General features: G+C 51.6%; 21 protein-coding genes. 5 read left to right on the top strand and 16 right to left on the bottom strand.

Annotation, left to right across the window (positions count from 1 at the left end; translation table 11 throughout):
- Positions 1-68: 68 nt before the first annotated feature.
- Positions 69-737, bottom strand: coding sequence for a TetR/AcrR family transcriptional regulator (locus tag RI501_RS02455; protein ID WP_313820199.1), 669 nt, complete (start codon positions 735-737; stop codon positions 69-71).
- A gap of 217 nt (positions 738-954) precedes the next feature.
- Between RI501_RS02455 and RI501_RS02450 the strand changes: the two genes are divergently transcribed.
- On the top strand, positions 955-1,794 hold the full coding sequence (locus RI501_RS02450) for an alpha/beta hydrolase (RefSeq protein WP_313820198.1): 840 nt from the start codon (positions 955-957) through the stop codon (positions 1,792-1,794).
- Positions 1,795-2,088: 294 nt separating this feature from the next.
- The gene (locus RI501_RS02445; protein ID WP_313820197.1) at positions 2,089-2,676 is read left to right on the top strand and encodes a hypothetical protein; all 588 of its coding nucleotides are present in this window, start codon (positions 2,089-2,091) and stop codon (positions 2,674-2,676) included.
- Positions 2,677-2,866: 190 nt separating this feature from the next.
- Here RI501_RS02445 and RI501_RS02440 read toward each other — a convergent pair whose 3' ends face one another.
- The 11 genes from RI501_RS02440 to RI501_RS02390 all read right to left on the bottom strand — a co-directional run bounded on the left by RI501_RS02440 (position 2,867) and on the right by RI501_RS02390 (position 17,132).
- On the bottom strand, positions 2,867-3,715 hold the full coding sequence (locus RI501_RS02440) for an aldo/keto reductase (RefSeq protein WP_313820196.1): 849 nt from the start codon (positions 3,713-3,715) through the stop codon (positions 2,867-2,869).
- 392 nt (positions 3,716-4,107) lie between these two features.
- On the bottom strand, positions 4,108-6,162 hold the full coding sequence (locus RI501_RS02435) for a BglG family transcription antiterminator (protein WP_313820195.1): 2,055 nt from the start codon (positions 6,160-6,162) through the stop codon (positions 4,108-4,110).
- 142 nt (positions 6,163-6,304) lie between these two features.
- A complete protein-coding gene (gene ptsP, locus RI501_RS02430) occupies positions 6,305-8,026 on the bottom strand; it encodes a phosphoenolpyruvate--protein phosphotransferase (protein WP_313820194.1) in 1,722 nt (573 codons plus the stop codon).
- A 29-nt stretch (positions 8,027-8,055) separates the two neighbouring features.
- Entirely contained in the window at positions 8,056-10,080 is a 2,025-nt protein-coding gene (gene tkt, locus RI501_RS02425) for a transketolase (protein ID WP_313820193.1), read from the bottom strand.
- A gap of 28 nt (positions 10,081-10,108) precedes the next feature.
- Complete coding sequence (locus RI501_RS02420) at positions 10,109-11,476, bottom strand: PTS ascorbate transporter subunit IIC (protein WP_313820192.1); 1,368 nt, start codon at positions 11,474-11,476, stop codon at positions 10,109-10,111.
- A 20-nt stretch (positions 11,477-11,496) separates the two neighbouring features.
- On the bottom strand, positions 11,497-11,796 hold the full coding sequence (locus RI501_RS02415) for a PTS sugar transporter subunit IIB (RefSeq protein ID WP_313820191.1): 300 nt from the start codon (positions 11,794-11,796) through the stop codon (positions 11,497-11,499).
- Positions 11,796-12,245, bottom strand: a complete 450-nt coding sequence (locus RI501_RS02410; RefSeq protein ID WP_313820190.1) for a PTS sugar transporter subunit IIA — start codon at positions 12,243-12,245, stop codon at positions 11,796-11,798. The genes RI501_RS02415 and RI501_RS02410 overlap by 1 nt, the downstream gene beginning before the upstream one ends.
- Positions 12,246-12,530: 285 nt before the next feature.
- Positions 12,531-13,952, bottom strand: a complete 1,422-nt coding sequence (locus RI501_RS02405; protein WP_313820189.1) for an adhesin — start codon at positions 13,950-13,952, stop codon at positions 12,531-12,533.
- A 146-nt stretch (positions 13,953-14,098) separates the two neighbouring features.
- Positions 14,099-15,886, bottom strand: a complete 1,788-nt coding sequence (gene lepA, locus RI501_RS02400) for a translation elongation factor 4 (protein WP_313820188.1) — start codon at positions 15,884-15,886, stop codon at positions 14,099-14,101.
- Between the two features lie 32 nt (positions 15,887-15,918).
- Positions 15,919-16,581: a TetR/AcrR family transcriptional regulator gene (locus tag RI501_RS02395; RefSeq protein ID WP_313820187.1), complete on the bottom strand. Its 663-nt coding sequence runs from the start codon at positions 16,579-16,581 to the stop codon at positions 15,919-15,921.
- A gap of 113 nt (positions 16,582-16,694) precedes the next feature.
- Positions 16,695-17,132, bottom strand: coding sequence for a MarR family winged helix-turn-helix transcriptional regulator (locus RI501_RS02390; protein WP_313820186.1), 438 nt, complete (start codon positions 17,130-17,132; stop codon positions 16,695-16,697).
- A 79-nt stretch (positions 17,133-17,211) separates the two neighbouring features.
- Between RI501_RS02390 and RI501_RS02385 the strand changes: the two genes are divergently transcribed.
- Entirely contained in the window at positions 17,212-17,766 is a 555-nt protein-coding gene (locus RI501_RS02385; RefSeq protein ID WP_313820185.1) for an NADPH-dependent FMN reductase, read from the top strand.
- A gap of 145 nt (positions 17,767-17,911) precedes the next feature.
- Entirely contained in the window at positions 17,912-18,427 is a 516-nt protein-coding gene (locus tag RI501_RS02380; RefSeq protein ID WP_313820184.1) for a GtrA family protein, read from the top strand.
- A 56-nt stretch (positions 18,428-18,483) separates the two neighbouring features.
- Here the strand turns inward: RI501_RS02380 and RI501_RS02375 are convergent, their stop codons facing one another.
- From RI501_RS02375 to RI501_RS02360, 4 genes are all read right to left on the bottom strand, one after another.
- Positions 18,484-19,176, bottom strand: coding sequence for a glycerophosphodiester phosphodiesterase family protein (locus RI501_RS02375; RefSeq protein WP_313820183.1), 693 nt, complete (start codon positions 19,174-19,176; stop codon positions 18,484-18,486).
- A gap of 171 nt (positions 19,177-19,347) precedes the next feature.
- Complete coding sequence (locus RI501_RS02370; protein WP_313820182.1) at positions 19,348-20,475, bottom strand: vitamin B12 independent methionine synthase; 1,128 nt, start codon at positions 20,473-20,475, stop codon at positions 19,348-19,350.
- 474 nt (positions 20,476-20,949) lie between these two features.
- On the bottom strand, positions 20,950-22,476 hold the full coding sequence (locus RI501_RS02365) for an ABC transporter permease/substrate-binding protein (RefSeq protein WP_313820181.1): 1,527 nt from the start codon (positions 22,474-22,476) through the stop codon (positions 20,950-20,952).
- On the bottom strand, positions 22,463-23,410 hold the full coding sequence (locus RI501_RS02360; RefSeq protein WP_313820180.1) for an ABC transporter ATP-binding protein: 948 nt from the start codon (positions 23,408-23,410) through the stop codon (positions 22,463-22,465). Before RI501_RS02360 ends, RI501_RS02365 begins: the two co-directional genes overlap by 14 nt.
- Before the next feature lie 388 nt (positions 23,411-23,798).
- Here RI501_RS02360 and RI501_RS02355 point away from each other — a divergent pair, with 388 nt between their 5' ends.
- Positions 23,799-25,034, top strand: coding sequence for an ArgE/DapE family deacylase (locus tag RI501_RS02355; RefSeq protein WP_313820179.1), 1,236 nt, complete (start codon positions 23,799-23,801; stop codon positions 25,032-25,034).
- Positions 25,035-25,126 lie beyond the last annotated feature (92 nt).

Here is a 25,126-nt window from a genome sequence, read left to right as displayed (position 1 = left end):
CCATTATTCCCAATTCAGGAATAATGGTCATTTTGTCGTTAATTCACATCATTTAAAACCACTTTAATTTAGGTCGCTTGTAAGGAAATCCGCGCGTACTTTTGGTTTATCCGCTGGATGCGTTGCCCATCCCACGACGCTTTCGCCGCGGCCTGGTGGGGTTCGCGTAATAACGTGGCCACTAACTGGTCGAAGTACCCCCGAATAATCATGGGTAATTGTGCCCGACTCTTGAACCGAAACTCCCGGGTCACCATCGCCGGTATTAATCTTTGATTCTGCAACAAGACTAAGTCGGGCAGGAGTTCCGCTCGAAAGACCCCTGCCGCCTGACCGGCCTGAATGTAGGCCCGTTCCTGTTGTTCTCGCGTTTGCAGGCGTTCATTCAGTGCTAAAAACAACTCCGGATATTCGGCCCGTAACCCGCTTAATAACTGCGGTGTGGTGGTTCCTAGGTAGGCCATGTCTTCGAAAAAGAAGTCGAAGAACCGCTGGCTGAACGCCGTCGGTGCCGCCCCCGTCGCGGGTAACTCTAGCTGATCGATAAAATCGGTGTAGTACGCCACCACGGCCTGAATGACCCCCGTTTTAGAACCAAAATACTGGTACAGCTTGGCCCGACTGACCCCCATGGCCTGCGCCAACACGTCGATCTTCAATCCCCGTAAGCCGTGAATGATGATGTATTCTTGCGCCGCCATGACCATGGCGATGCGCCGCTCGTCCTTATCTACCATTTCGCCACATCCTTAATGCCTAAATTGTACTGAAAAAGCGTCTCAATTGCAATTTTTAGACGTTTTATAACTTTTACGTCTTTTTTTATTGATTTATTTTATAAAATCAGTTACACTAATGCCGATATCAAAGTTCGACGCGTCTGACGATGGTCGCTCCGAGTGGGGGCCCGGCCATCTGGTTAATCGTTTTACAAACGCGAAAGAAGGTTATCTGATGTTTATCTTTTTTAATCTAGTTTTAATCTTAGGCATCCTCTGGCTGGTCGCCGGCATGGTGACTGCCCTGCATCTTTTCCACCCCGTTGCCGTGGCACCGACCACGACGACCGTTGACCCGGCGGCTCAGGCGTTTAGCCAGCTGCCGGCCGAAAAGTGGACCCTGCAAAATCAATTTAATCTCACCGAAACGGCCTGGTACGTTCCAGCCGCCACGGCCACACACAAAACCCTGATTCTCTTTCACGGTCGGCAAACCGACCACCGGTCACTCGCGACCTACGGGGTCCACTTTCACCAGTTGGGCTACAACGTGCTCTTGCCCGACAACCTAGCCACCGGCGCCAGTCAAGGCGGGTATACCAGCGCTGGTTACTTCGAACAACGGAGTGCTTGCGGTTGGATCGACCAGCTCATCGCAGCCGATAGCCAGGTCGCGATCGGCTTATTCGGCACCGACGTCGGGGCCGCCATCGTGGGATTAACCAGTGATGCGGCGTTACCAACCAACGTTAAGTTAGGCGTGTTAGCGAATGGCTATACTACGGCTTACGTCCAGGTACGGCAACGGCTGGCTCACCGGCACATCCCCGGTCTGACGACCGCCGTCTCGTTAGCCACCCAGTTCCTGTACGGCTTCGCGCTAGAACGCATCAACCCGCTGGCACACGTCAAGCGCAGCCGGTTACCTCTGTTATTCATCGAGGCACCCACCGGTGATGACACCATGACCGCTCAACTCTATGCGGCCAAACCGGGACACAAGGCCCGCTTAACCCTGCCGCACAACCAAGTCACGGCAGACGTTCGGCAATTTCTAGCCCACTACCAATTGTAACCGCAGAATAGACAGCAACCCACGTTTCAACACCAAATATTCGGAGACACAGACGAGTTTGAAACTTTTGTTCCAGGCTCTAACCTAAAGATGACCACCGTTCCCAAATTCAGGAATGGTGGTCGTTTTGTCGTTACGCAAACCCCACCGGTCGGTACTCGTTCCAACACCATAGTTGCAAAAGCCAGCTTACAATCTGGTCAAAGGCTTAACGCAGTGGCGCCTCTGACTCGCTGGTTGCGGGATATGGTATGCTAGACCTTAATTCAAGATTGTTAGAAAGGAAGTTCCCCCATGGCCCCCGCATCCCCGTTAGCGTCACAAGTACAACACGACGTGCACACCCAAGCCCCGTTACTCCACAGCATCTTCGGCCGGCGTTTTGCCCTTTACCGCGGCAGCGCTTACGGCTTGATTCTAATCATGTTGGGCGTGATTGGCTTCACCCTCGCCGATCTGGTTCGCCTAAGTGGCCTGCCACTGGTCCTCATCTTAGCCCAACCCCAAACGATCATCCTATTACTTACTTTTCTGGTCTTCGGCTTACTGGCCGGCGTGTTCGCCTGGCAGACCTCTTTGCGCGCCCTAGAACGCCGGTTTACTCGTCAACTAGTCGCTAGTCTGCAACCGGACGCCCCCGCCGGCACCGCGCGTAGCCAGGTCCTGGCGGCTAACCTGAACTTACTGACCCAAGGACCCCAAGCACTGCGCTTCAAGACCAGTGAGGTCCGCACCCGTCCCACCAACGTGCCGGGCAAAACGCTACTGGTCATTCCCCTGTACCGCCGACAAGGCGCGCTCGACCACGCCCACCAGCTGACCATGGTTTACGTAACAGCGGCCGAACTCGCCCAATTTAAAAGCCACTTGGCCCGTAACTAAAAGCCTGAGATAAAAGTCTCAGGCTCTTAGTGTCTCCGAATATTTGGTGTCGAAACGTGCGCCAAAAGGCAGCTGGTTCCGCTTAACCCCGTAAGCCAAACAATCCAAGTTCAGGATTGTCCGTCTTACGACGTTAATGCTCACCAGCTAACCGCCTTCTGTCCCACTCTCTTCGTGTTCGAAAATCCCTTTAGCCCTGCGTCCCGTTATGAAAGTGGTTCGCCGCGGTGTCGGCCATCCCGTTCAACGTCGCCATATCGGTGGCATTGATGGAAAAGTCCAACTGCGCGTTAGCTGCAATGTGGTCTTGGTGGGTCGCCTTCGGGAGTGGTAAGACCCCGTTTTCCAGACAGAACCGCAAGGCCAGTTGGGCCGGCGAAACGTGGTACTTGTTCGCCATTTCGCGGACCGCCGGATTGTTCAGCATGTCGCCGGTCGCTAGTGGGGAATAGGCTTCAACCAACAGATTGTGCGCCTGCGCAAACTGGGTGATTTTCGGTTCCGTGTAGCCGACGTAGTATTGAATCTGGTCAACCATCGGTGCCACTTCGGCGTGATTCAAGAGGTTCTGGAGATCGTGAACGTTAAAGTTCGACACACCAATGGCCTTGGCCTTGCCGGACGCGTAAATCTCCTCCATAGCCTGCCAAACTTCCAGGTTCTGGGCGTCATAATCCCGGCCAATCTCGTTCCACGGCCACGGTGCGTGAATCAGATAAAGGTCCACGTAATCGAGATTTAAGTTTTTAAGTGTGGTCTTAAAATCAGCTAGGGCGCCGCGATAGGATTTAGTCTCGGCCGGTAACTTGGTCGTCACGAAAACGTCACTCCGGTCAAGGCCGGAATCGCGCACCGCCTTACCCACACTGGACTCATTTGCGTAGGCCTTGGCGGTATCAATATGCCGGTAACCGGTCTTTAAGGCGTTGGTCACGGCATCGTAGGCGGTTTGGCCACCAGGAATCTGCCAGGTCCCAAAGCCGACCTGAGGAATGGTCGTGCCGTTCGCTAAACTAAATTGATCCGTTAAAACTGCCATTGATAACCCTCCAATTCATGTCTTGGGGTCAGTATACCCCCTTCGCCCCACTAGAAGGCAAGCGTTTTAATAACGGCTTCACAAATGTTTTTATTATCCGTCAAGGGTTATTTTTCCGTTGGGTAAAAATGTAATATTACAAATCGTCCAGAACGCCCAATTTTAGCCATTTCTCTGTTATGATAAATCTGTCGTAAAGATTGCTTAACAAACAGACGACAAACTAAAGCTTTTTGATGACCGACCCCGTGGTACCCGGAAACTACCACGACGTTCACCGGTGATCATGTCCATAACCCCATTGAATCAGACTAAATCCCAGTTTGATTCAATGGGGTTAATTGTCGCATAAGAACTATATTTTATGCATAAAATGCATACTATGCACTTTTTTAAACGTTAGTTGGCTGTTCAGCCACCGTCTCCAGTAACGCATAGGCTTCATTCGCATCCTTGACCTTGAGTAACCGAGCATAGCTGGCTTGATCCTGAAGCAACGCCAATAGCTGGCTTAACGCATGCACGTGTGAATCCCGGTCTACCGGGGCCAAGCCAAATACGACCCGTAATGGTCGGTCCTCCCCCTTCGCCCGCAGGTGGGTGGGGTGCTTTAAAATCAATAAGGACATCGATAAGGCGTTAACCCCACTCTGCGGCGTGGCGTGGGCCAACATCACCCCATCTTTTAGCATCATATAGGGCCCCTTACTCTGGGTAATGCTGATAATCTGGTCGACATACCGGTGCTGGACACTCTCTTCTCTGCGCAACGGTGCAAAGGAACGCTGAACCGCATCCTGCCAATCCGTTATTTTATCCGTTACCTGAATATGCTTCAGCGGCAAGAGTTCCAGTAGGGACGGTTTCACGGATTCGACTGTCTGCGGTTTATCCTCAAAGTAGTCTTCCAAGCTCGCCGTCAGGCCACTAAAATCGTCGACCCGGGCATAATCCGTAATAATGTCTAGAATGGCATGCACCGTTTTGGTCTCTTTTGACTTATCAAGTAAATTCAATTGACGGAACACCCGATCGAGCTGCTGAAAATTCGCTTCATCCGGAATAGCGTGAACGGCCAACATCGGCGTATCCGAATGACTCTTAATCTTCGCCGTGGTTAAGATGAGCTTCGGCTGATGCTGCTCCAAATCATACTGCTTAAACTCGTCTAAACTGATGGGCTGCGAAAACCGAATGCTCGGGTAGTGGGCCGTCAATTGTTGATACAGCAACAGGCTGGTCCCAATCCCACTCGTGCAGACCAACATCACGTCCGGTTCTTTTTCAACGCCCAACCACCCTGGCGATAGGCGCTTGACCTCACCGCCAAAATAAATCGCAATCAGGGCTAACTCATCGCTTGAAACCGGAGAGCCCAGAAATTTTTCGAAGGGTTTTAAAGCATACTTGGTGAGATTCATTAAATAACTATATTCCACTTTGACATTGGACAGGTTGGCATTGTGGTACTGGATATTAAACCCGATGCGAAAGTAAGTTGAATACAGATGGGTCGTTAAGTCCTTCAAAAAATTTTCGGAGGTTAAATCAATCCCCGAAACCGAGCTAAAGCGACGAGCGACCTTGGCCGTAATGGCGAATAACTGTTTGGCCAAATCATTATCCTGATTAACATGCTGCAGTTGTCCCGCCAGTAGGAACCGGCGAAGACTCCCTACCTCTGCCGCGGGAACCGGCCCCCGTTGCGACAAGAACTTTTGGACCCATTTTGCCATTTCGTCCATCGGAAAAGTTGCGTCATCGTGAATCACTTTATGTTGACCATTTAATCTATCTAAAACCCACGTCGTATACAGAATAAGGGTCTTAATCGCATCCCCACTGTAATAATTACCGATCTTACGCTGGAGGACCGTTAACCCCTCCGTCGCATACGTGAGATCGGGGAGCTGCTTAACCGCATCAACTAAAATCTGATTTCTCTCTTCTAATTGGTTATAGACCCAATTTCGTTGGGCGGCCTCACTCCCCGTTAAAATTTTCCCCTGATTCGTATTGACGACCTTGGTATCGGGAGGCAGCTGACCCGCTAATTGTTTAAAGTCTTTGATAATCGTATTTTTAGAGACGCCAAACCGTTCAGATAAATTAACCAGTGATAAATGTGATTTCTGCTGAATTAATAGCCAAATGAGGAGCTTTTGCCGGTTATCCGCATTCAACTCGGGTTGACTGTGCTCTACGACGTGTTTATTTAATTCATCAAGTGTCTCCTGTGTAAGAAAGTATCCCCCTTGTGGTAACCGTTGAACGTCATCCAGGTTCATCTGTTGTAGGGTCGCGTTTAATTGCTTGAGCCAATAAAACACACTTCGGCGGGAAATTTGCAATTTTACTTCTAGGTCGGCCACGGTTTTATACTTCTGCCCCTCAACCAGGGTCGTTGCTAATAAGTTCACTTTCCCTTTCTTACTAATATTTAACATTCGATTACCTCACAAACTTTCACCAATGCTAAAAAGCTAGCTTATTTTATGGCTTTTTATACTAAATACATGATCTTAACAATACGCTTTAAGATCATGTATTTATATTCATTAATTTAAATTTAAAGTCAAACGTTACTGATTAAGCCAAAGCCTTTTCAACCAAGGCTTTCACCTCAGCATTCGTGGTGCACTCGTTTAAAGCCGGTTCAATCAGGTTTTGGAGCTTCCGTGTATCGAGGTGCTTCATTTGGCTACGAACTCGTAGGATGGAGGTGGCGCTCATTGAATATTCATCCAAGCCCATCCCCATGAGCAGTGGAACCGCAATCGCATCTCCGGCCATTTCACCACACATCGCCGCGGTCTTGCCTTCCTTATGAGCGGCATCAATCACTCGCTTAATCATCCGCAACAAGGCTGGGTTGTACGGCTGGTATAAGTAAGAAACGTGATCGTTCCCCCGATCGGCAGCGAATGTGTATTGAATCAAGTCATTGGTGCCGATACTGAAGAAGTCAACTTCCTTGGCAAATTGGTCCGCAAAGGCTGCCGTCGCGGGAATTTCTACCATGATTCCTAATTGGATATCATCGGCTACCGGAATTCCGCTCTTGATCAGGTTGTCCTTCTCTTCCGTGACGACTTGTTTAGCCTTTCTAAACTCGTCCAACGTCGCAATCATCGGGAACATGATTCTCAGATTGCCATAATGCGAGGCCCGTAGCAGTGCTCGCAGTTGGGTTCTGAAGATCTCCTGGCGGTCTAGCGAAATCCGGATGGCCCGATAACCCAAGAATGGGTTCATTTCCTCAGGTAACGGTAAGTAAGGCAAGTGCTTATCGCCACCGATGTCCATGGTCCGGATAACGACCGGTTTCCCGTTCATCGCTTCGACAACTTGCTTATAGGCCTTAAACTGGGCGTCTTCCGAGGGGAGTTGTTGGCTATTCATATAGAGAAACTCCGTTCTAAATAGCCCAACCGCTTCGGCACCCGCCGAGTTAACCGCTGCAACATCATCGGGTGTCCCAATGTTCGCCGCAATTTCGAAGTGCTTGCCGTCTGCAGAAACACTGGGTTCTGCCTTCAGCTTGCGCCACTCACGACGTTCTGCTGCATACCGTTTGGCCTCGTTCTCATATTGCTCACGTTCGTGATCATCAGGACTAACTACCGCAAAGCCGTCCAATCCGTTCAAGATAACCGTATCGTTATCCTGAACCAGCTTTGTCGCATTTTCCGTTCCCACGACAGCCGGAATCTCTAAGGTTCGGGACATAATCGCCGAGTGACTGGTCCGGCCCCCTAAGTCCATTAAGAACCCTTTAACGTACTTTTTATTCATTTGCGCAGTATCGGATGGCGTTAAGTCGTGGGCAATCACGATAACGGGCTCATGAATCAGGGCTGGGTTCGGCAACGGCCGGTTGAGCAAATGGCTCAATACCCGCTTGGCAACATCTTGGACATCCGTTGCTCGCTCTTGCATATACGGATTGTCGTCCATCGCCTGTAAAGTCTTCGTAAATTGATCCGTAACTGCGGTCACCCCCGTTTCGGCGTTTACAGTCTTGCGCTGAATGACGTCTTTAATTTGAGAAAGCATCTCCGGGTCGGACAAGATGGCTAAATGCGCATCAAAGATTTCCGCTTCTTTTTCGCCCAGCGTTTTTAAAGCATTCTGGCGAATCGCTTTTAAATCATCTGACGCGGCAGCCACCGCTTGTGTTAACCGTTCAATTTCACTTTCTGAATCTTTGACTTGTTGCTTGTCGAAAGTTAAGTCCGGTTTGACTAACCGATAGGCCTTGGCAATGCCAATGCCGTCACTGGCAGCAATTCCCGTAATTTTTTCTGACATATAAACCCTTCACTCCAACCTAATCCTGTTTACTCAGTCTTTTCCCATAACTTTTCGTACGCTTGAACAACGCCTTCAACCGTAAATCCAAATTGTTGAACGACTTCAGGGCCCTTACCACTTTCACCAAAGCGATCAATTCCTAAATTAATCCCCTTTAATCCGGTGTATTTAGCCCAGCCAAAGGTACTTTCCATTTCCAGGGAAATTCGTTTATCCACTTGTGGTGGTAAAACGGTGTCTTTGTACTGCTGACTTTGCGCATCAAAAAGTTCAAAGCTAGGCATCGAAACGACCGAAACATCGTATTGCTTTTCCCGCAAAGCTTGTTGCACCTTCAAGGCCAACTGCAATTCAGAACCACTGGCGATTAAAATACCATCTGGCTCTTCACTCTTAGCTGGTGAAGCCACGTAGCCACCGCGGGAAACGTTTTGAGCACTCGTTTGTTCGAGTAGTGGTAATTTCTGTCTCGACAGCACTAGCACTGCTGGTTTATCCGTCGTCTTAGCGATCACTTGCCAAGCCCCTAAGGTTTCATGCGCATCCGCTGGTCGAATCACGTTTAAGTTCGGCAGTGCCCGTAACCCAGCTAATTGTTCCACCGGTTCGTGGGTGGGACCATCTTCACCTACGGCCACGGAATCGTGCGTGAAGATATAGGTGACGGGTAAGTGTTGCAACGCGGATAACCGAATAGCTGCCTTCATATAATCTGAGAAGGTAAAGAACGTACTCCCAAATACCCGAGAACCACCGTGTAGCGTAATTCCGTTTAGAGCTGCGGCCTCACCGAACTCACGGACCCCAAACCAGATGTTGTTATTCTCTGGGGTCTCTGGGCTGAAGCGACCTTCACCCTTTAACTGGGTCTTGTTACTTGAGGATAAGTCTGCCGCACCACCCCAAAAGTTAGGGTTGTGCTTTGAAATTTCCTGCAGTAACTCCGAGCTCGTCACCCGGGTAGCGACTTCCTTACCAATCGTTTCGTCGGCCAACTTCACCTGACTCATGTCCAGCTTAGGTCCCACTTCTTGAGAGAACTGCGCTGCTGCTTGAGGATCATTGCGTTGAAAGTCGTTGTACATCTCTAGCCAAGCATGGTAAGCGGCCTCACCATGTTGCTCAATGCCCTGCTTAAACTGCTGATAAGCGTCTTGCTGAACGGCAAAGGGCGTTGTGGTCCAGTGATAGAATTCTTTCGTCGCTTTCAGGTTCTCTGCGCCCAGAGCCGCACCATGAACGGCATTGGTTCCCGCTTCAGGAGAGCCATGGCCAATTTCAGTTTTAATTTCAATGATGGTTGGTTGGTTAGAGTGCTTAGCGGCATTAATGGCGGCGTTAATGGCTTCCAGATCTTCTCCAGAATCTACCCGCAGATAGTTCCAACCAGCCCCTTCAAACCGGTTCTTTTGGTTTTCAACCGAACCGTTGCTTAAAGGACCATCCAGCGTTACATCATTCGAATCGTACAGCACAATTAACTTGTTCAGACGTTCCTTACCGGCAATGTTAATGGCTTCTTGGCTAATTCCTTCCATTAAGTCACCATCGCCCACCAGTGCGTACGTCCAGTGATTAATCAGATTGTACTTAGCCGTATTATACTTAGCGGCCAAATGTTCTTCGGCCAAGGCCATCCCTACGGCCATGCCAATGCCTTGCCCGAGGGGACCCGTGGTGGCGTCAACGCCGGGGGTGTGACCATATTCTGGATGCCCAGGTGTTAACGAGCCTAATTGCCGAAATTGCTTCAAGTCGTCAAGACCCACCGCATAGCCGCTCATATGCAGCAAACTGTACAGCAAGGCTGACCCATGACCCACGGACAAGACAAAACGATCTCGGTTAATCCAGCTAGGGTGATGTGGACTCGTCTTCAAATGGTAATTCCAGAGGACGTACGCCATCGGTGCCGCATCCAAACATAACCCCGGATGACCAGATTTTGCCTTTTCGATCATATCGATGCTTAGCATTCTTAACGTATTTTCAGCTAAGTAATCTTTCTGATCAAAACTAACCTTGCCGTCGGTCGTTTCATAATTAATCATTAATAAATTCCCCCTGATGCACTTATTTCTAGTCCTTGGACGTTTCTGCTTCCTTGTGATCCTTTAAGAAGAATGACCAAATAATGACAATGACCACAAAGGCGATAATTCCACTGATCACGGCAACTTGCCCGAATGAGCCTAACTTTCCTAGTAAGATCCCTGGAATCAAGTAGTCCGTATCGGCAAACGTCGACGCAGCCAACTTCAAGCCCCCGAGAACTGGTAGGATGAATAATGGTAACCAGCTAATCAGTAAGCTATTCACAGCAGAACCAATAATGGCACCACGACGACCACCAGTAGCGTTCCCGTAAATCCCAGCGGCACCACCACAGAAGAAGTGACCGACAACACCGGGGATAATGACCGTCGTCTTCAGGCCAACCATGACGAACATACTTAACGTCCCCACGATAAAGCTGACAAAGAATCCGATTAACAACGCATTTTTCCCGTATGGGAAGATGATTGGGACATCCAGCGCTGGCTTGGCATTGGGAACCAACTTGGTCGCAATCCCTTGGAACGCCGGCACAATTTCACCTAAGATCATCCGAACACCTGCTAAGACCACGTAGAAGCCTGCGGCAAAGGTCCCGGCTTGCGTAATGGCATAGACTAAGAAGTTCGTCCCGCTACTGAGCTTGGTTTCAATAAAGTGTGGTCCCGTAATAATAGCTAAAATTAAGTAAACAATTGACATTACTAAAGTAATGGATACCGTTGAATCACGTAAGAAGCTTAAACCCTTAGGGAAGTTAATGTCTTCGGTCGAGTGCTTAGCATTCCCGAACCACTTACCCATTAACCCTGCGGTAGCATAACCGATGTTCCCAGTGTGCCCCATGGCAACCGAGTCCCCACCGGTAATCTTACGCATAAAGGGCTGGCAAAGCGCTGGCGTAATGGTTAACAGCGTTCCTTCGAACAACCCACCTAAGATAATCGTGACGAAGTTCGCCTTCATCCCCGTAGAAATCAGGATAACGGCCGTTAAGCAGGACACGTATAACATCGCTTGCCCCGTTAAGAAGATGTACTTAAACTTGGTAAACCGGGCTAACAGAATGTTGACGATCATCCCGACAAACATAATCAGCGCAGTAGTCGTCCCGTATTGTTGCAGCGCAATGGCAACCACCGCTTCGTTTGAAGGCACAACCCCTTGAACGTGTAAAGCAAACTTAAACATTGAGGCGAAGGGTGCTAAGGCACCTTGTAAGATTCCGGCCCCACCGGTTAAAACTAAGAACCCGACAAAGGTCTTAACGGTACCTTCCAGGGTTTTAGTCCCGGGCTTCTTTTGAAGTGCTAATCCTAAACATGCAATTAAACCAACTAATAATGCGGGTGTACTGACCACCGAAACAATAAAATTAATAACGGCTTGCATCATTTTTACCTTCTTTCGACCTAATCGTGCTTGATGTTTTCTTTATCTAGCAGCGTGTTAATCTTTGCTTGTAATTCCTTCTTATCAATAATGCTGTCCAAGATGTAGACCCGATCTTGGGGCAAGTCCGAAGCCTGATCGGCTAAATCGCTACCCAAGAAGAAGTAATCAGCAGCGCTTTCATTTAAGCCACCAGTATCAAAGTGAGTGACTTCGATATTATCGGTATCGACGTTTTCTTCCTTAAAGACGCTTTCGATGTTCATTTGAATCATGAAGCTTGATCCTAAACCGGATTGACATACAGCTGCAATTTTCATTATTCACGCACCCCTTTAAATTCTTTAACTAATTCATCAACACTAGTGGCCTGTTCCAATCGCTGACGACTACCCTCGTCTTCCAAAATCGTGGCTAGTTCCTTCAACGCTTCCAAGTGCTTAGTGTTATCACTAGCAGCTAACACAAAAAACAACGTAATGGGATGATCCTCACTGACTAAGTTGACCGCTGGTGCAACCTTCATCAGTGCCATGCCCATCTCATTAACCCCATTTTCCGGACGCGAATGAGCTAACGCAATGTGGGGTCCAATATTGATGAACGGCCCATTTTGGTCAACCACATCAATCATCGATTGAATATATGAATCCGTGATCTTCCCCGAATCCAACAGCGGACTCGCGGCTAATCGAATGGCCTCCTTCCAATCAAAATCAACATCTTTTTTGATTTGAACTGTCTTACTTGTTAAAAGGTTCTCCAGCATTTTTTGTAACCTCCTAATTGATAGTTTCACTTTAATGCATGCAGAAAGCGGTTACAAGCTCACTTCGTGCACTCCACTGACGTGCAAAAAGTTCACTAATTCACTTTATGATCATCTCGCTTGAAGACCCTCCTGGGCCGTCTTTGAGACACTAAAACAGGCAGGAAATTCCCGAAAGCGTCGAGAATTTCCTGCCTGTTGTTTTTTCTGTACATCTCCGAGTGAACGGTGGCGTAACGGGTGCTAAAGGGCGGCTAGCCCCTGCCCTTGACGCCCTACTCCAACCTATTCTGCGATCAACTTGCCGCCGCCCGTCAAGCTGTAGGTCTTGCCGTTGAGCCACTTGTTGGCGCTATTACTCTTAGAATAGTACACGTTATGCCCGTTAGAGTGGATGTTCTTCAAGGCACTCTTGGTACTGATCAGCGCGGTAATGTGCGAGTTCTTGGTGACGTTCCAGCGGTTGTTACCCTTCAACGTCACCGTCGATTTGCCGGCCGTGTGGGCACTGTTGATGGCCCCGGTCAGGGTACTTCCCGCCGTCAAGTTCAGCTTAAGACTACTGCCCTTGGCAATCAGGATGTTTCCCTTTAACGTCTGGTTCTTGGCATTAAAGGTCAACTTACCACCGTTACTGCCACTGGTTCCCCACCGGTCGCCGGACAGGCGAATCAACGTACTTGACGCGTTACTGAGTTTCACGTTGGTCAGGTTCATCTTGGCCGTGGTATTGGTGACGTAGAATAACGCTCCGGTATGGTTAGACGTCCCCTTGGAGCCACTCTTAACCTTCGACGTCAGGCGGCCATTGGTCATGGTGAAGACCGACGTCCCGACCTCGGAATCTCCGGACATACTCTGATACAGCATGACCCCGTTGTTCTTCTCACCGGTCAACGTCGAATTTTTAACCGTGATGCTGTTCGAGCCTTCAATATCGGCGGCTTCGGCGCCCGTGGCGGTCCCGGTGACGTTGGTAGCCGTGATGGTCCCCGTCGAGTACAGGACCGGCGAGCCATCCCCCGCGGTCTTCAGCGTCCCCTTATTCAGGCTAACGGTCCCGCCGCCCCGGTCGGTGGCTAAGGCCGCAGAATGACTCCCTTTGGTAGTGATGTTCATGTTACTAGCGGTGATTTTACCTTTATAGGTCGCGTCCAACCCACGCGATGAAGATTTACTGGTTTTAATCGTCGAATTTTTAACGGTGACCTTGGCGTGACTGCCCGTCGCAAAAATGGCGTTCGAGCCAATCGAATTCGTGGTTTCGGTCAATTTGTTCAGGGTCGCACTCCCACCTTTGGTGACCAAGATCCCGGCGTTTTGACCGAAGAAATTACTGTTATCGGTACTAGTGGTGTTGCCCCGCTTGGTGACCCGACTACCAGTCAGGGTCAGCTGACCGCCCTTTTTCACGTACAGCGCCGAGCGGTTTGCCGTACTGGACTTCACCGTGGTATTGCTGAGCCGCTTGGTCCCCGTGATGGTCTTGGTGCCGGAAAGCTTCGCACTACTGCTACTGGTCTGACCCGGCGCCGCAGTGCCACTCGGTTTACTCCCCGGTTTGCCGCTAGGTTTCGTCTTGGCTTGGGCCTGGGGTGGGTTCCCCGCACCGGCTGGTGACTTTAACAGTTGCGGTGCCGCCACGAGTCCCCCTAAAACAATGGTACTGGCTAAGGCAATGGTTAGGTTTCGTTTGGTTGCTGGCATACAAATTCCTCCCTTTCATTGAGCAGGCTATTAACTTGCTCTAGCCTAGTTGTACCGCCTGAACCTTAAAATTAGGCTGAGGTTAAGGAAATTTTAGAGTTTGCCTAGGCCGCTTTCCCAAAAGACCAACTCGCAATGACCGCAGATTACAATTCCAATAAAGCGTTAAACACACTTTGGGGGAGTTTGATTTGGCTTTGCGTGGCCCGGCGCTTATTTTGACTCTGTCGCCGTAAGAGGGCGGCCTTTTTCGACACGCTGTGGGCCTCCCCGTTGACCGCCGCGTTCTTGCGCAACGGTGGTACATCGACTCGCGCTAGGGCTTTTCCCTCTACAATCGCCTGGACCGGCGTCGGGTACAGTTGCCGGGGGACCGTCGCTTTCAGCTGCTTAACCAGCGCCTGTGTGATGGTGGGGGCATCGCTTCGGTGCACCACCATCGCTAAGGCATCGACGGGAGCGTAGTTCATGGCAACCTCAATTTTTACCAGGTCCGCCACTTCGTTATCTAAAAATTCGGTATTGAGGCTCGCGTAGCCGTGGGAGACCGACTTTAACTCGGAGAAGAAGTGCGCCGCCACCTCGGATAAGGGGAGTTTGGCGGTGACCACCACGAGATCGCCACTATTTCCCAGGTCCAGCAGCGTCCCCTTGTGTTGATCAACCAGCTTTAACACGGCATTTAGGCCGTTATCCGGCGTCGTGATCTCGGCCCGCACGAAGGGTTCCGCCACAGTCTCGATGAGACCAAACGCGGGAAACTGGACTGGATTAGTAATCACCATGTGTTGGCCGTTCTTCAACGTGACCTGATACGTCACGTTAGGCGCCGTTGCCAAGACCTCCAGACCGTACTCATCACGGAGACGTTCGCGAATGATCTGCAGGTGAAAAGCGCCCAAGAACCCACACCGAAAGCCCATGCCCAGAGCTTCGGACCGTTCTTCCGTAAAGGAAAACGACGTGTCGTTCAAGCCCAGTTTCAGCACGGCTTCCCGTAAAGCCGGATAGTCGTTATCTTTAGGATATAGCCCCGCAAAGACCATGGGTTGGGCCGGTCGGTAGCCCGGAAGCGCCACCGCAGCCGGTGCGGTTTTCCGGGTCAGCGTTTCCCCCACGCGCACCGCTCGGGGATCCTTAATTCCCGTCACCACGTAGCCGACCTCACCGGCATTGAGCGTCGCTTGCGGGTGCATGGTCGGACTAAAGACGCCCACGCCCTTGGCTTTAAAATCAAGGGTTGCCTGCATCAACGTCAATGGCTGGCTTAAATCGAGCTGACCGTCTAAAACTCGGACATAGGCGATCACGCCCTGGTAGGGATCATACAGGGAATCGAAGACTAACGCTTTTAGTGGCGCCGTTGGGTTACCACTCGGCGCAGGAATGCGTTCCTTAATGGCTTCTAACACCGCGGGCACCCCTTCACCCGTCTTGGCCGAGATCATCAACGTATGGGCCCGGTCAAAGGCTGGGTTTAAATCATGCAGTTGGGCTAAAGCGGCCGGGACGTCCGCCGCCGGCATATCAATCTTGTTCAGGACCGGAATGATAGTCAAACCGTCCTGCTGCGCGATTCGGTAATTGGCAATGGTCTGGGCCTGAACGCCCTGGGTGGCGTCGACCAACAGGATAGCGCCTTCCGTGGCGGCTAGACTTTTGGCAACCTCATAGTTGAAGTCCACGTGACCCGGAGTATCAATTAAATTGTATTCATAGTCTTGGCCGGTCTGGTCTCGGTAATAGTTCCGCACCGTCCGCGACTTAACGGTCACCCCGTGATCCCGTTCAACGGCCAGGTCATCGAGTAATTGGGCGTGACTGTCCCGCTCACTGACGGTTTTGGTCAAGGCCATAATGCGGTCCGCTAGGGTGGATTTACCGTGATCAATGTGCGCGATAATGGCAAAGTTACGAATGAATTGTTGTTGCATAGCTAAACTCCTTTAATTATTTTTCGAATTGGTTAGTCCTGCGCATAGTCCCGCAAGTACCCCATTAAGTAGTAGCGGAGTTGACGCTGCGCTTCTAAAACAACCTGGACGTCAAAATCCGGATAGGCAACGCTTAAGGTTTGATGGTTGAAGCGCGCCAGCGAGGCCATGTTCATCAACCCGCTGATCTGACCACTTTGAATCACAAATAAGTGGCTAAACTGCGATTGACTAAGTAAGTGATCGGTTTTACGTACCAGAGTGGCTCCCAACTGCTGACTAACGGCGTACAGCCGGTTACGCTGCGCGACGGTTTCTGCCATATTGGCCTTCCCCTCTAAAATAGGCCCCCGAATCGCGTTTAACCGGACCAGAGTTGCGTGATGCTCAATCAGGTTTTGCGATTGCTCCACTAGCCACTCGCTAAAGGTTGCCCGGGTAAGTTGCGGGCCGGCCGTTAACTCCGTGATGAGCTGTTGAAAGTACGCTTGGTAGTTTTCCAATAAAATGCTCATAAAGAGATCTTCTTTAGTCGCAAAATAGTGAAATACGGTTCCCTTAGAACTGCCCACCGCGGTGGCAATTTGTTGCATGGTAATCGCCGTGTAGCTCTGCTGGGTAAAAAGTCGAACGGCCGCCTGCATCATCGCTTGGCGCTTAGCATTCCTTTGATCTGGTGTGTAAATGTTGGCCATCCAGCGCATCTCCTTTTAAAATTGACCGTCAGTTAATTTTAACGTAGTTTACCTCAAAATTAACCATCAGTCAATTTTGAATCACCAAAAAAGAGTCCCCCATCGGCGACTCTTCAATCCTGCTTCGGCTCCCGTAGCGTCTGCGCCAACAACCGCAGCGATCGCAATAAATCCGCGCGTTGTTGCGGCGTGTAGGCTTGAATTCGTTGGCTAAATTCCGCTTCTCGGGCCACCTTCAGCTGCATCAACCCCCGTTGGCCCTTTTCCGTGAGCTGGACCCGGCGAATCCGCTGATCATCCCGTTCGGCTTCCGTCAGCCAACCGGTCTTGATCAAGCGGTCGACTTGCCGACTGATCGACGAGTGATTGCGGCCAATCCAGCCGGCCAGCTCTCCCACGCTGACGCCGGGCTGTTGACCGGCTCGTACAATGATCGGCATCGCGGCCGGTTCTAAGGTCGTGCCCGCACGATGCAACTGCTGACGTTCGTCTTGCGGTTGGTGGAAGAACGTCATGATTTCAAATAGGGCCTCAAAAATATCGTTGTCCATAGTTGTGATTATAGCAGAGGCGTGCTACCATGTGCACGTTGCACGAACTGTTTTCCCAAATAAGGAGCTGACTAAAGTTATGAGTGTCGCCAAAATTGCTATCATCATCGGCTCAACCCGGCCCAGTCGGATTGGTCCCAGCATTGCTACTTGGTTACAGCAGAACCTTCAAACGGCCGATCTAAACGTTGATATTCTCGACTTAGCGAAAATCGACCTGCCCTTTCTGGACGAAAGGCACATGCCCAGCGACGGTCATTATGAACTGAAGCACACCCAGGCCTGGAGCGATCTCATCCAAGGCTACCAGGGCTTTGTCTTACTGTTCCCGCAATACAACTGGGGCTACCCGGCCCCACTGAAAAACGCACTCGACTACCTCTACAGCGAATGGCGGGGTAAGCCGGTCAGCATGGTGTCTTACGGTGGCCGCGGCGGCTACCAGGCCGCACTGGCCCTCTCGCTGGTATTACGCGGGTTAAAGTTTAATCGGTTGAGCAACAACCTGGAAATTAGTCTTCCGGCCGCCGAACTCGACGACCAGGGCCACTTCAAGGATCCCGAAAAATCACTGGCGCCGTATAAATTCGACGTCCGTCAACTCAGTGCCGAATTTACCCACGTTTTAGGGTAAGGTAACGACCAGTCAACTCTTTGTGGCCAATGACTGGTCGTTTTTTCATCGCCAGAAAACCGGTTCACACCATTGCAGGGTGCTTCAAAAACGTTATAATTAAGGCATTAACTAGTTCAAGAAAGGTCTGCGGAATTTTATGGAAATGGATAAGCAAACACCACTACAACATCACCACTACCCCGCAACGGAATCCGAATACGAAGCCGAACTTACCGAAACGGAAAACGAATTTGCCGAACAGCTCGAGGCCGTCAAGGAGAAGGCCCACAAGGAAATCCAGCGCTACCTCCTGTGGGGTTCCCTCGGGGTGGTCGTCAACATCTCCGTCTTCTACCTATTCAACAACCTGTTGGGCGTCGAATACCAAATCTCTAACCTGATTGCCTGGGTCTTCAGCGTGCAGGCGTCGTTTTGGATCGATAAAAAGTTGGTCTTCAAACACGCCTCGGCCCACCCCTTCCGCGACATGGGGAAGTTCTACGGCACCCGGATCTTCACCTATGTGCTGGAGGCCTTAATCCTGTACGTCGGAATCTCGCTGCTGTCCTTCCACGCCACGATTACCAAGGTGATTGGCCACGGGCTAGCCATCTTCGGTAACTACTTCTTCTCCAAGTGGTTCATCTTCAACAAGAAGACGCAAAAGACAACGAACTAAATTTTGAACCAACAAATGCGACCCCCGTCAATTTCTGACGAGAGTCGCATTTTTAATTAGCCTTGGAGTTGTTGCTTCAACGCCATCATGGTTTCGAAGTCATCGGTGAAGATGCCCGCCACGTGGTCGTTGAACAACTTGGTTGCTTGCTTCACGCTGTCGACGGTCCAGATACGTTCAACCACCGGAATATCGTCCTGGTAATGACTCAGGTGCAGGCCCGCCAAGCCCTCCTTCTTCACAAAGGAAGCGGCGTTCTTGACCCGCTTGTCGGTCAACCAGCAGTAGATTTCGTCCGGCGCCAGGGCCTGACAGGTCTTCAGGGTCGGCAAGTGGAACGATGAATAAATCACCGGATGGACCAACGGTGTGGCGTGGATCATCCCCAGCACAATTTTTTCGATGTTGGGGTACTGAATCTTATCGGTCTTAAATTCCAGGTTCAACTGCACGTCCTGGTTGGCGACCACCCGTAAAAACGCCGCCAGGGTCGGCAAGCTATCGCCGTTGGCCAGCTTGAACCGTTGTAATTCCGCCAACGTGTAGTCGCGAATGTACCCTTTACCGTCGGTGGTCCGGTTGATTTTTTCGTCGTGCATGATGACCGGGACATTGTCCTTGGTCAGATGCACGTCAAATTCCAAGCCTTCAATCTGATGCTGCACGGCGTACGTGAAGCCGGCCAACGAGTTCTCCGGAAATTTCGCCGGATACCCGCGGTGCCCGAACACCATGGTTGTTTTTGTCATGACGCGTTCCCTCCTCACCGGCAATCGCCAGCTTGATTGTTATCCTCAGTGTAGCCCTTTTGGCACCGGAATGCCCACATTTTCCGGCTTGCTACCGGGTTACTGAACTATCCTGAGTCTAACAAAATCAGATCGCGCCCCGCTTAATTTGCGGTAAAAATTGGGTAAAGATTAGAGGTGCCAAACGTCGGTCGCAATCTGCTTGACCAGCTTCAGCTTGGCCCATTGTTGGTTTTCGGTCAGTTGGTTACCTTCTTCGGTCGAGGCGAACCCACACTGGGTGGACAAGCCCAGGTTTTCCAGGGGAACGTACTGCGTCGCTTGTTGGATGCGCGCCTTGATAGCGGCTGGATCTTCGAGTTCGGGGAACTTTGACGTGATCAGGCCCAAGATGATGCGCTTATGGCTGTCGTTGTGCCAGATTCGTTTGAGCGGCGTGAAGTCCCCGGCCCGGTCGCTATCGTATTCCAAGAATAACCCATCATAATTCAGTTGTCCCAGGTAGTCGGCCACGTCGTCGTAACTCCCCGAGAACAGGTAAGTCGACTTGAAGTTCCCCCGGCAAACGTGGGTGGTCACGGTCAGATCTTCTGGTAGGCCCGCCAGTAACTGGTTGATCACCCGCACGGCATCTTCGGCCAACTTCACGTACTTGGCGTGGGCTTGGGCATCATCGGCCGTTTCGTTGAGCTTACTGATTAAGAAGGCCCAGGTGGTATCGTCTAGTTGCAGGTAGCGGCACCCCAATGCGTAGAAGTGTTCGATGGTTTCGTGATAGGCTTGGGCCAGATCGTCTAGGTATTGATCCCAGCTATCGTAGAATTGGGACCAGTTGTCACTACGGTTGTCGCGGAATAGCATGGTCGGTGACGGGATGGTCTGCTTGACCAAGACATCATCCGGGACCAGCGTCTGTAAATAACTAAACGTCTTAAAGAACGGGTGATCCGGATTGAAAGCAATCTTGCCCACCAGGTCGGCGTTATCGGTCCGGGTCTTACTGCCGTGGAATTTGTAACTCTGCTTATAGTCGTAATGACCCACGCCGGTTAACCCCCACAGGAAGTCCAGGTGCCACCAACTCCGGTTAAATTCACCGTCGGTTACGGCCTTTAACCCTAAGTTCAGTTGTTCTTGGACCACGCGCTTGGTTTCGTCGTGTTGGATGGCGGCCAGTTCGTCGGCCCCAATCTTGCCGGCGGCGAATTTGCCCCGGGCATCTTTCAAAGCAGCGGGCCGCAAGAGGCTGCCCACAACGTCGTAGCGGTAAGGATAAACAGTTTGAGTTGTCGTTGTCATGATAAAATTCCTCCTAAAAATTAACTTTAACTGGTTTGATTGCGTGGCCAATCCCAAGTGGTGGTTGACCATTCACATTAAATCCATCCGGTGTCTTCACCCCAGATGCTCATCTTCTAACCCATTTGTCGGCCAACAAAAAACGCGCTCGTCCCCAGAACTAATCACTTAGTTCTAGGGACGAGCGCGTCGTTTTACCACCCTAATTCGCCTACCGCTCACGCGAATAGGCCTCAACGGTACTGCAGTGCAATACCCGGAAAGTTAACGGTTCCTACCGACCAAGCAGCGTTGACCACTTGATAGCTATTGGGAGCTCATCTTCATGGCGACCAGACCGACCCGCTTCCACCAACCCGGGTTCTCTGTGACGGTTAGTCCACCACTACTCTTCTCCTAGCTGTTTTATGACAAATGCGTTAGAAATTAATGGTAATCTTAGGCGCGTTTCACAGAATTGTCAAGGGCATCCGCCTACTTTTTCGTCAAAAGTCCCTGGCGTTGGAGGTACTCGCGGGCCACCGTAGCGGCCTTTTCGTGCTTGACCGTCACTAAATAATTTAGTTGTCGCATGTCACTAGTCGTCACCTTCCCCGCCAGCTTATTCAGCGACTCCCGCACTTCGGGATGGGCCGTGGCAAACTGCTCGGTCATCAACGGGGCGCCCTGGTACGGCGGGAAGAAGTGCCGGTCGTCTTTTAAGACCACCAGGTGATATTCACGGAGTTCTGGATCGGTGGTGTAGCCGTCGACCAGGTTGATCCGTTTGTGGGCAATGGCCTGGTAGCGAATCGACGGTTCCATGGTCTTGATGGTGCCAAACTTAAAGTTATACGCCTTGCGCAATCCCGGATAACCGGCGCTCTGCTGGTAAAAGTCCGGGTCGAAGCCGGCGTGGACCTTGGTCGCCACACGTTGCAGGTCGCTCACCTTTTTCAAATGATACTGCTTGGCAAACTGCGGTGTGACGGCGATGGCATAGCCATTCTGGTACTGCATCGGCTTCAAATAGGTCATCTGATACTGGCTTTTCAGCGCCTTGGCCGCCCGTTGGTAGGTCACCTGTGGGTCGTGGTCGGCACTCGACTGGCCCTTGACCAGCGACTCCAACACGGTCCCGGTGAACTCGGGATAGATGTCGATCGACCCGGACTGCAGGGCCTTGAACAGGAAGGTCGTGGCGCCGAAGTTGGGCTTAGTCTGAACCTTGATGTTGGGATGGTCCTGTTCAATCAAATCCTTATACATGTTGATCAGAATTTCGGGTTCGCCCCCCAGCTTACCGGCAATGGTAATCGTGGTTTGGGGTTGCACGATGCGGCGATAACCAGCGACCCCACTGATCAGAACTACGGCTACACCTAACACGATGCCGGCGCGCTTAAACGATAATTTGCCTAGCCAATCGATGGCCGCGCCAAAGAGCAGGGCCAAGGCTGCCGACAAAACCGCCCCGATGATCAATAGGGCGTTGTTATTGGTTTCAATCCCTAACAGGATGTAGGTCCCGAGTCCCCCGGCCCCAATCAAGGCGGCCAACGTAGCGGTCCCGATGATCATGACCATGGCGATCCGAATTCCGGAAATGATCATCGGCATGGCTAACGGGAGCTCCACGCGCACTAATTTCTTCCGGCGCGACAACCCGAAGGCTTCGGCGGCTTCCTCGAGGTCGGGATCGATGGTGGTCAGTCCCGAATAAGTATTTTGAAAAATCGGCATCACCGCGTAAATCACCAACGCGATGATCGACGGCACGGTCCCAATCCCCACGATGGGAATCAAGATCCCCAATAGTGCTAGACTCGGAATCGTCTGCAAGACACTGGTGATTTGGAGGGCCACGTTAGCCGCCCGTTGATGGGTCATGAGGACGATAGCTAGTGGAATGGCGATTAGCGCCGCAATGAGCAGTGAGATCAGCGACAAGCCAATGTGTTGCCCGATCGATTGAACGATTTCGCCCCCCTGCGTCTGCAGGATGTGGTTAATCTGTTGCACGACTGGTCGCCTCCTTTGCGGCTAAGTAACCGAGTAAGTCGGCGGTGGTCAGCGCCCGGTGGTCCCGCGCCGTAGCAACTACCACGGTCGTTTGGGTCTGGAGGGCCTGGGCCAACGCGCCCACCGTCGCGGTTGCCGTCAGGGTGGCCGGGGCGGTGGTCACCTCACCGTACCCCTGCGCCAATAAGCTTTGGACCGTGGCGGCTCGCGGCGTCTTCTGGTTCTCGAAAAAACCGCGCACGAAATCGTTGGCCGGGTGCCGCATGATTTCTTCGCCCGTCCCAATCTGTTGGATGTGCCCGTTACGCATGACCGCGATGGTCTGACCCAGGCGTAGGGCCTCGCCCATGTCGTGAGTCACGAACACAAAGGTCATCTGTAACTCTTGATGCAGCCGCAAGACTAGGTCCTGCAGTTGCTTGCGCGACAAAGGATCCAGCGCGCTAAAGGGCTCATCCATCAGCACCACGTTGGGTTTGGTGGCCAAGGCCCGCACGATGCCGACCCGTTGCTGTTCCCCACCGGATAGCTCGTGCGGCAGTTTCGTCGCGTACTGGTCGGGATCGAGGCCCACCTGCGCCAAGAGCGTTCGGGCCCGTTCTAACCGGCGTTTACGCGACCAGCCCAGAGATTCCGGTTGGATCGCGATATTTTCTTGAATGTTTAAGTTGGGAAACAGGGCAATGTTTTGCAACACGTACCCCATCCGCAACCGCATGGCCCGTAAGTCGTAGTCCTGTAAGGGGCGATCGTCGACCTTGATGGTTCCCGCAGTCGGCTCGATCAGTCGGTTGATCATCTTGAGCGTCGTGGTCTTGCCACTCCCGCTGGGCCCCACCAACACGAAAAACTCACCACTCGGGATGGTTAAATTGAGGTCGTCGAGGGCCAGTTTATCCGCATACTGTTTTTGGACGTGTTCGAACGTTATCATTGAGAGCCTCCTGACAAGTAACTTTATAAATTACAGGTAATACTCTAGCACAAACCCAGATGCGTGTAAAAGCATCTGATTACCGCTAGTGGCGGCGTACTCGCCAGCGTTTCTCCAGTTTACCACTACTTCCAGAACATTTGTTCGATTTGATTCCGTTTAGCTAAATAATCTGGTGGCTGACTTATCTCCCATTATACGATTTCACCAGCAATTCCCCACCAAAACGACTTCCCGGCTAGGCGATTTCACCATTCAACCAATGACAGTATGATTAACCCCCGTGCCGATTCTTGACCCCCCTGACAAAAAGTGCTGTAATCAAAGTAAGCGGTTCATCCGGGGTCAGCCCCGAACTGAGCTGACAAACCAAACGAGGTGGACAATTATGGATGAAGTTGTGCAAACACTTCAAGACGTGGTGAAGCTCAACACCGTTAACGGCGCCGAAAAGTTAGTCGCCGATTATTTAGTCAAACTCTTTAAACAACACGGCATTACTTGTAAACAATTGGCCTATCAGCCAGACAGAGTCAGTCTAGTCGCCGAAATTGGTGACGGTAACGGTCCCGTCGTCGGGTTCGATGGTCACGAAGACGTGGTAGCGTTAGGCGATACCAGCAAGTGGAAAACTGATCCCCTGGCCGGCACCATTGACGACGATAACATGTACGGCCGGGGCACTTCCGACATGAAGTCCGGTTTATTAGCGGGGGCCTGGGCCATGATTCGCCTGAAGGAATCTGGGGTTCCGCTACACGGAACGTTCCGGTTCATGGCGACCGTCGGGGAAGAATACGGCCAGTACGGCGCACGCCAATTGGCCGACGCCGGTTACGCGCAGGACCTGACTGCCCTGATTGTCGGCGAACCTAGTGGGGCCGACAAACGGCTCCTCCAAAAGCCCGAACTACAACACATGTTGGGGATTGACGGCACGGCCGCCAACCGACTGGCCGCGGCCAACCACACCCGCGAGCAACACTTTATCGAACTAGCACACAAGGGCTCACTGACCTTTACGATTCATTCCAAGGGGGTGGCCGCCCACAGTTCGATGCCTGAGATTGGTCAAAACGCCATCGATGCTCTGATGACCTTCTACCAACGCGAAAAGGCCTACTTCGAGTCCATTCAATCCTACCAAAACCCCGTCCTGGGTCCCGTTACCCCCGTTGTCACGATGGTCAAGGGCGGTGAACAGGTCAACACGGTACCGGCTAGTGCCGAGCTATCCGTGAAGATTCGGACCATCCCCGAACTACCCAACGCCCAGATCACGGCGGCCATCAAGGCCATCATCGCCGACCTCAACGCTCAGGGAGCCGACCTATCCTTCGAAATGATTAGCGACTTCCAGCCCATGCACACGGCCGACGACGCCCCGCTCATCCAAGCGGCCGACACAATTGGTAAGGCCGTCTTAGCTCAGGCGCTGCCCAAGATTGGTGTGCCCGGGGGAACCGACGCCTCGTCCTTCTTGGCGGCCAACCCCGACATTGACGTCGTGGTCTTTGGTCCCGGGAACATCACGGCTCACCAGGTCAACGAATACGTCGATCTCGAAATGTATCGGCGCTTCATTGCCATCTACGAACGAATGGTGACCCGCCTACTGTCGTAAAACGAACCATCGTCACAACTGGCAACTAATGCTAATATTGACGCAAAAAAGGGACTTCACGAAAAAATCGTGAAGTCCCTTTTGACAGTCAT

The sequence above is a fragment of the Levilactobacillus zymae genome, assembly GCF_032190635.1.
GTDB lineage: Bacteria > Bacillota > Bacilli > Lactobacillales > Lactobacillaceae > Levilactobacillus > Levilactobacillus zymae_A.
Note: the sequence above shows the minus strand (reverse complement) of the source record. Positions and strands in the feature narration are given on the sequence as shown.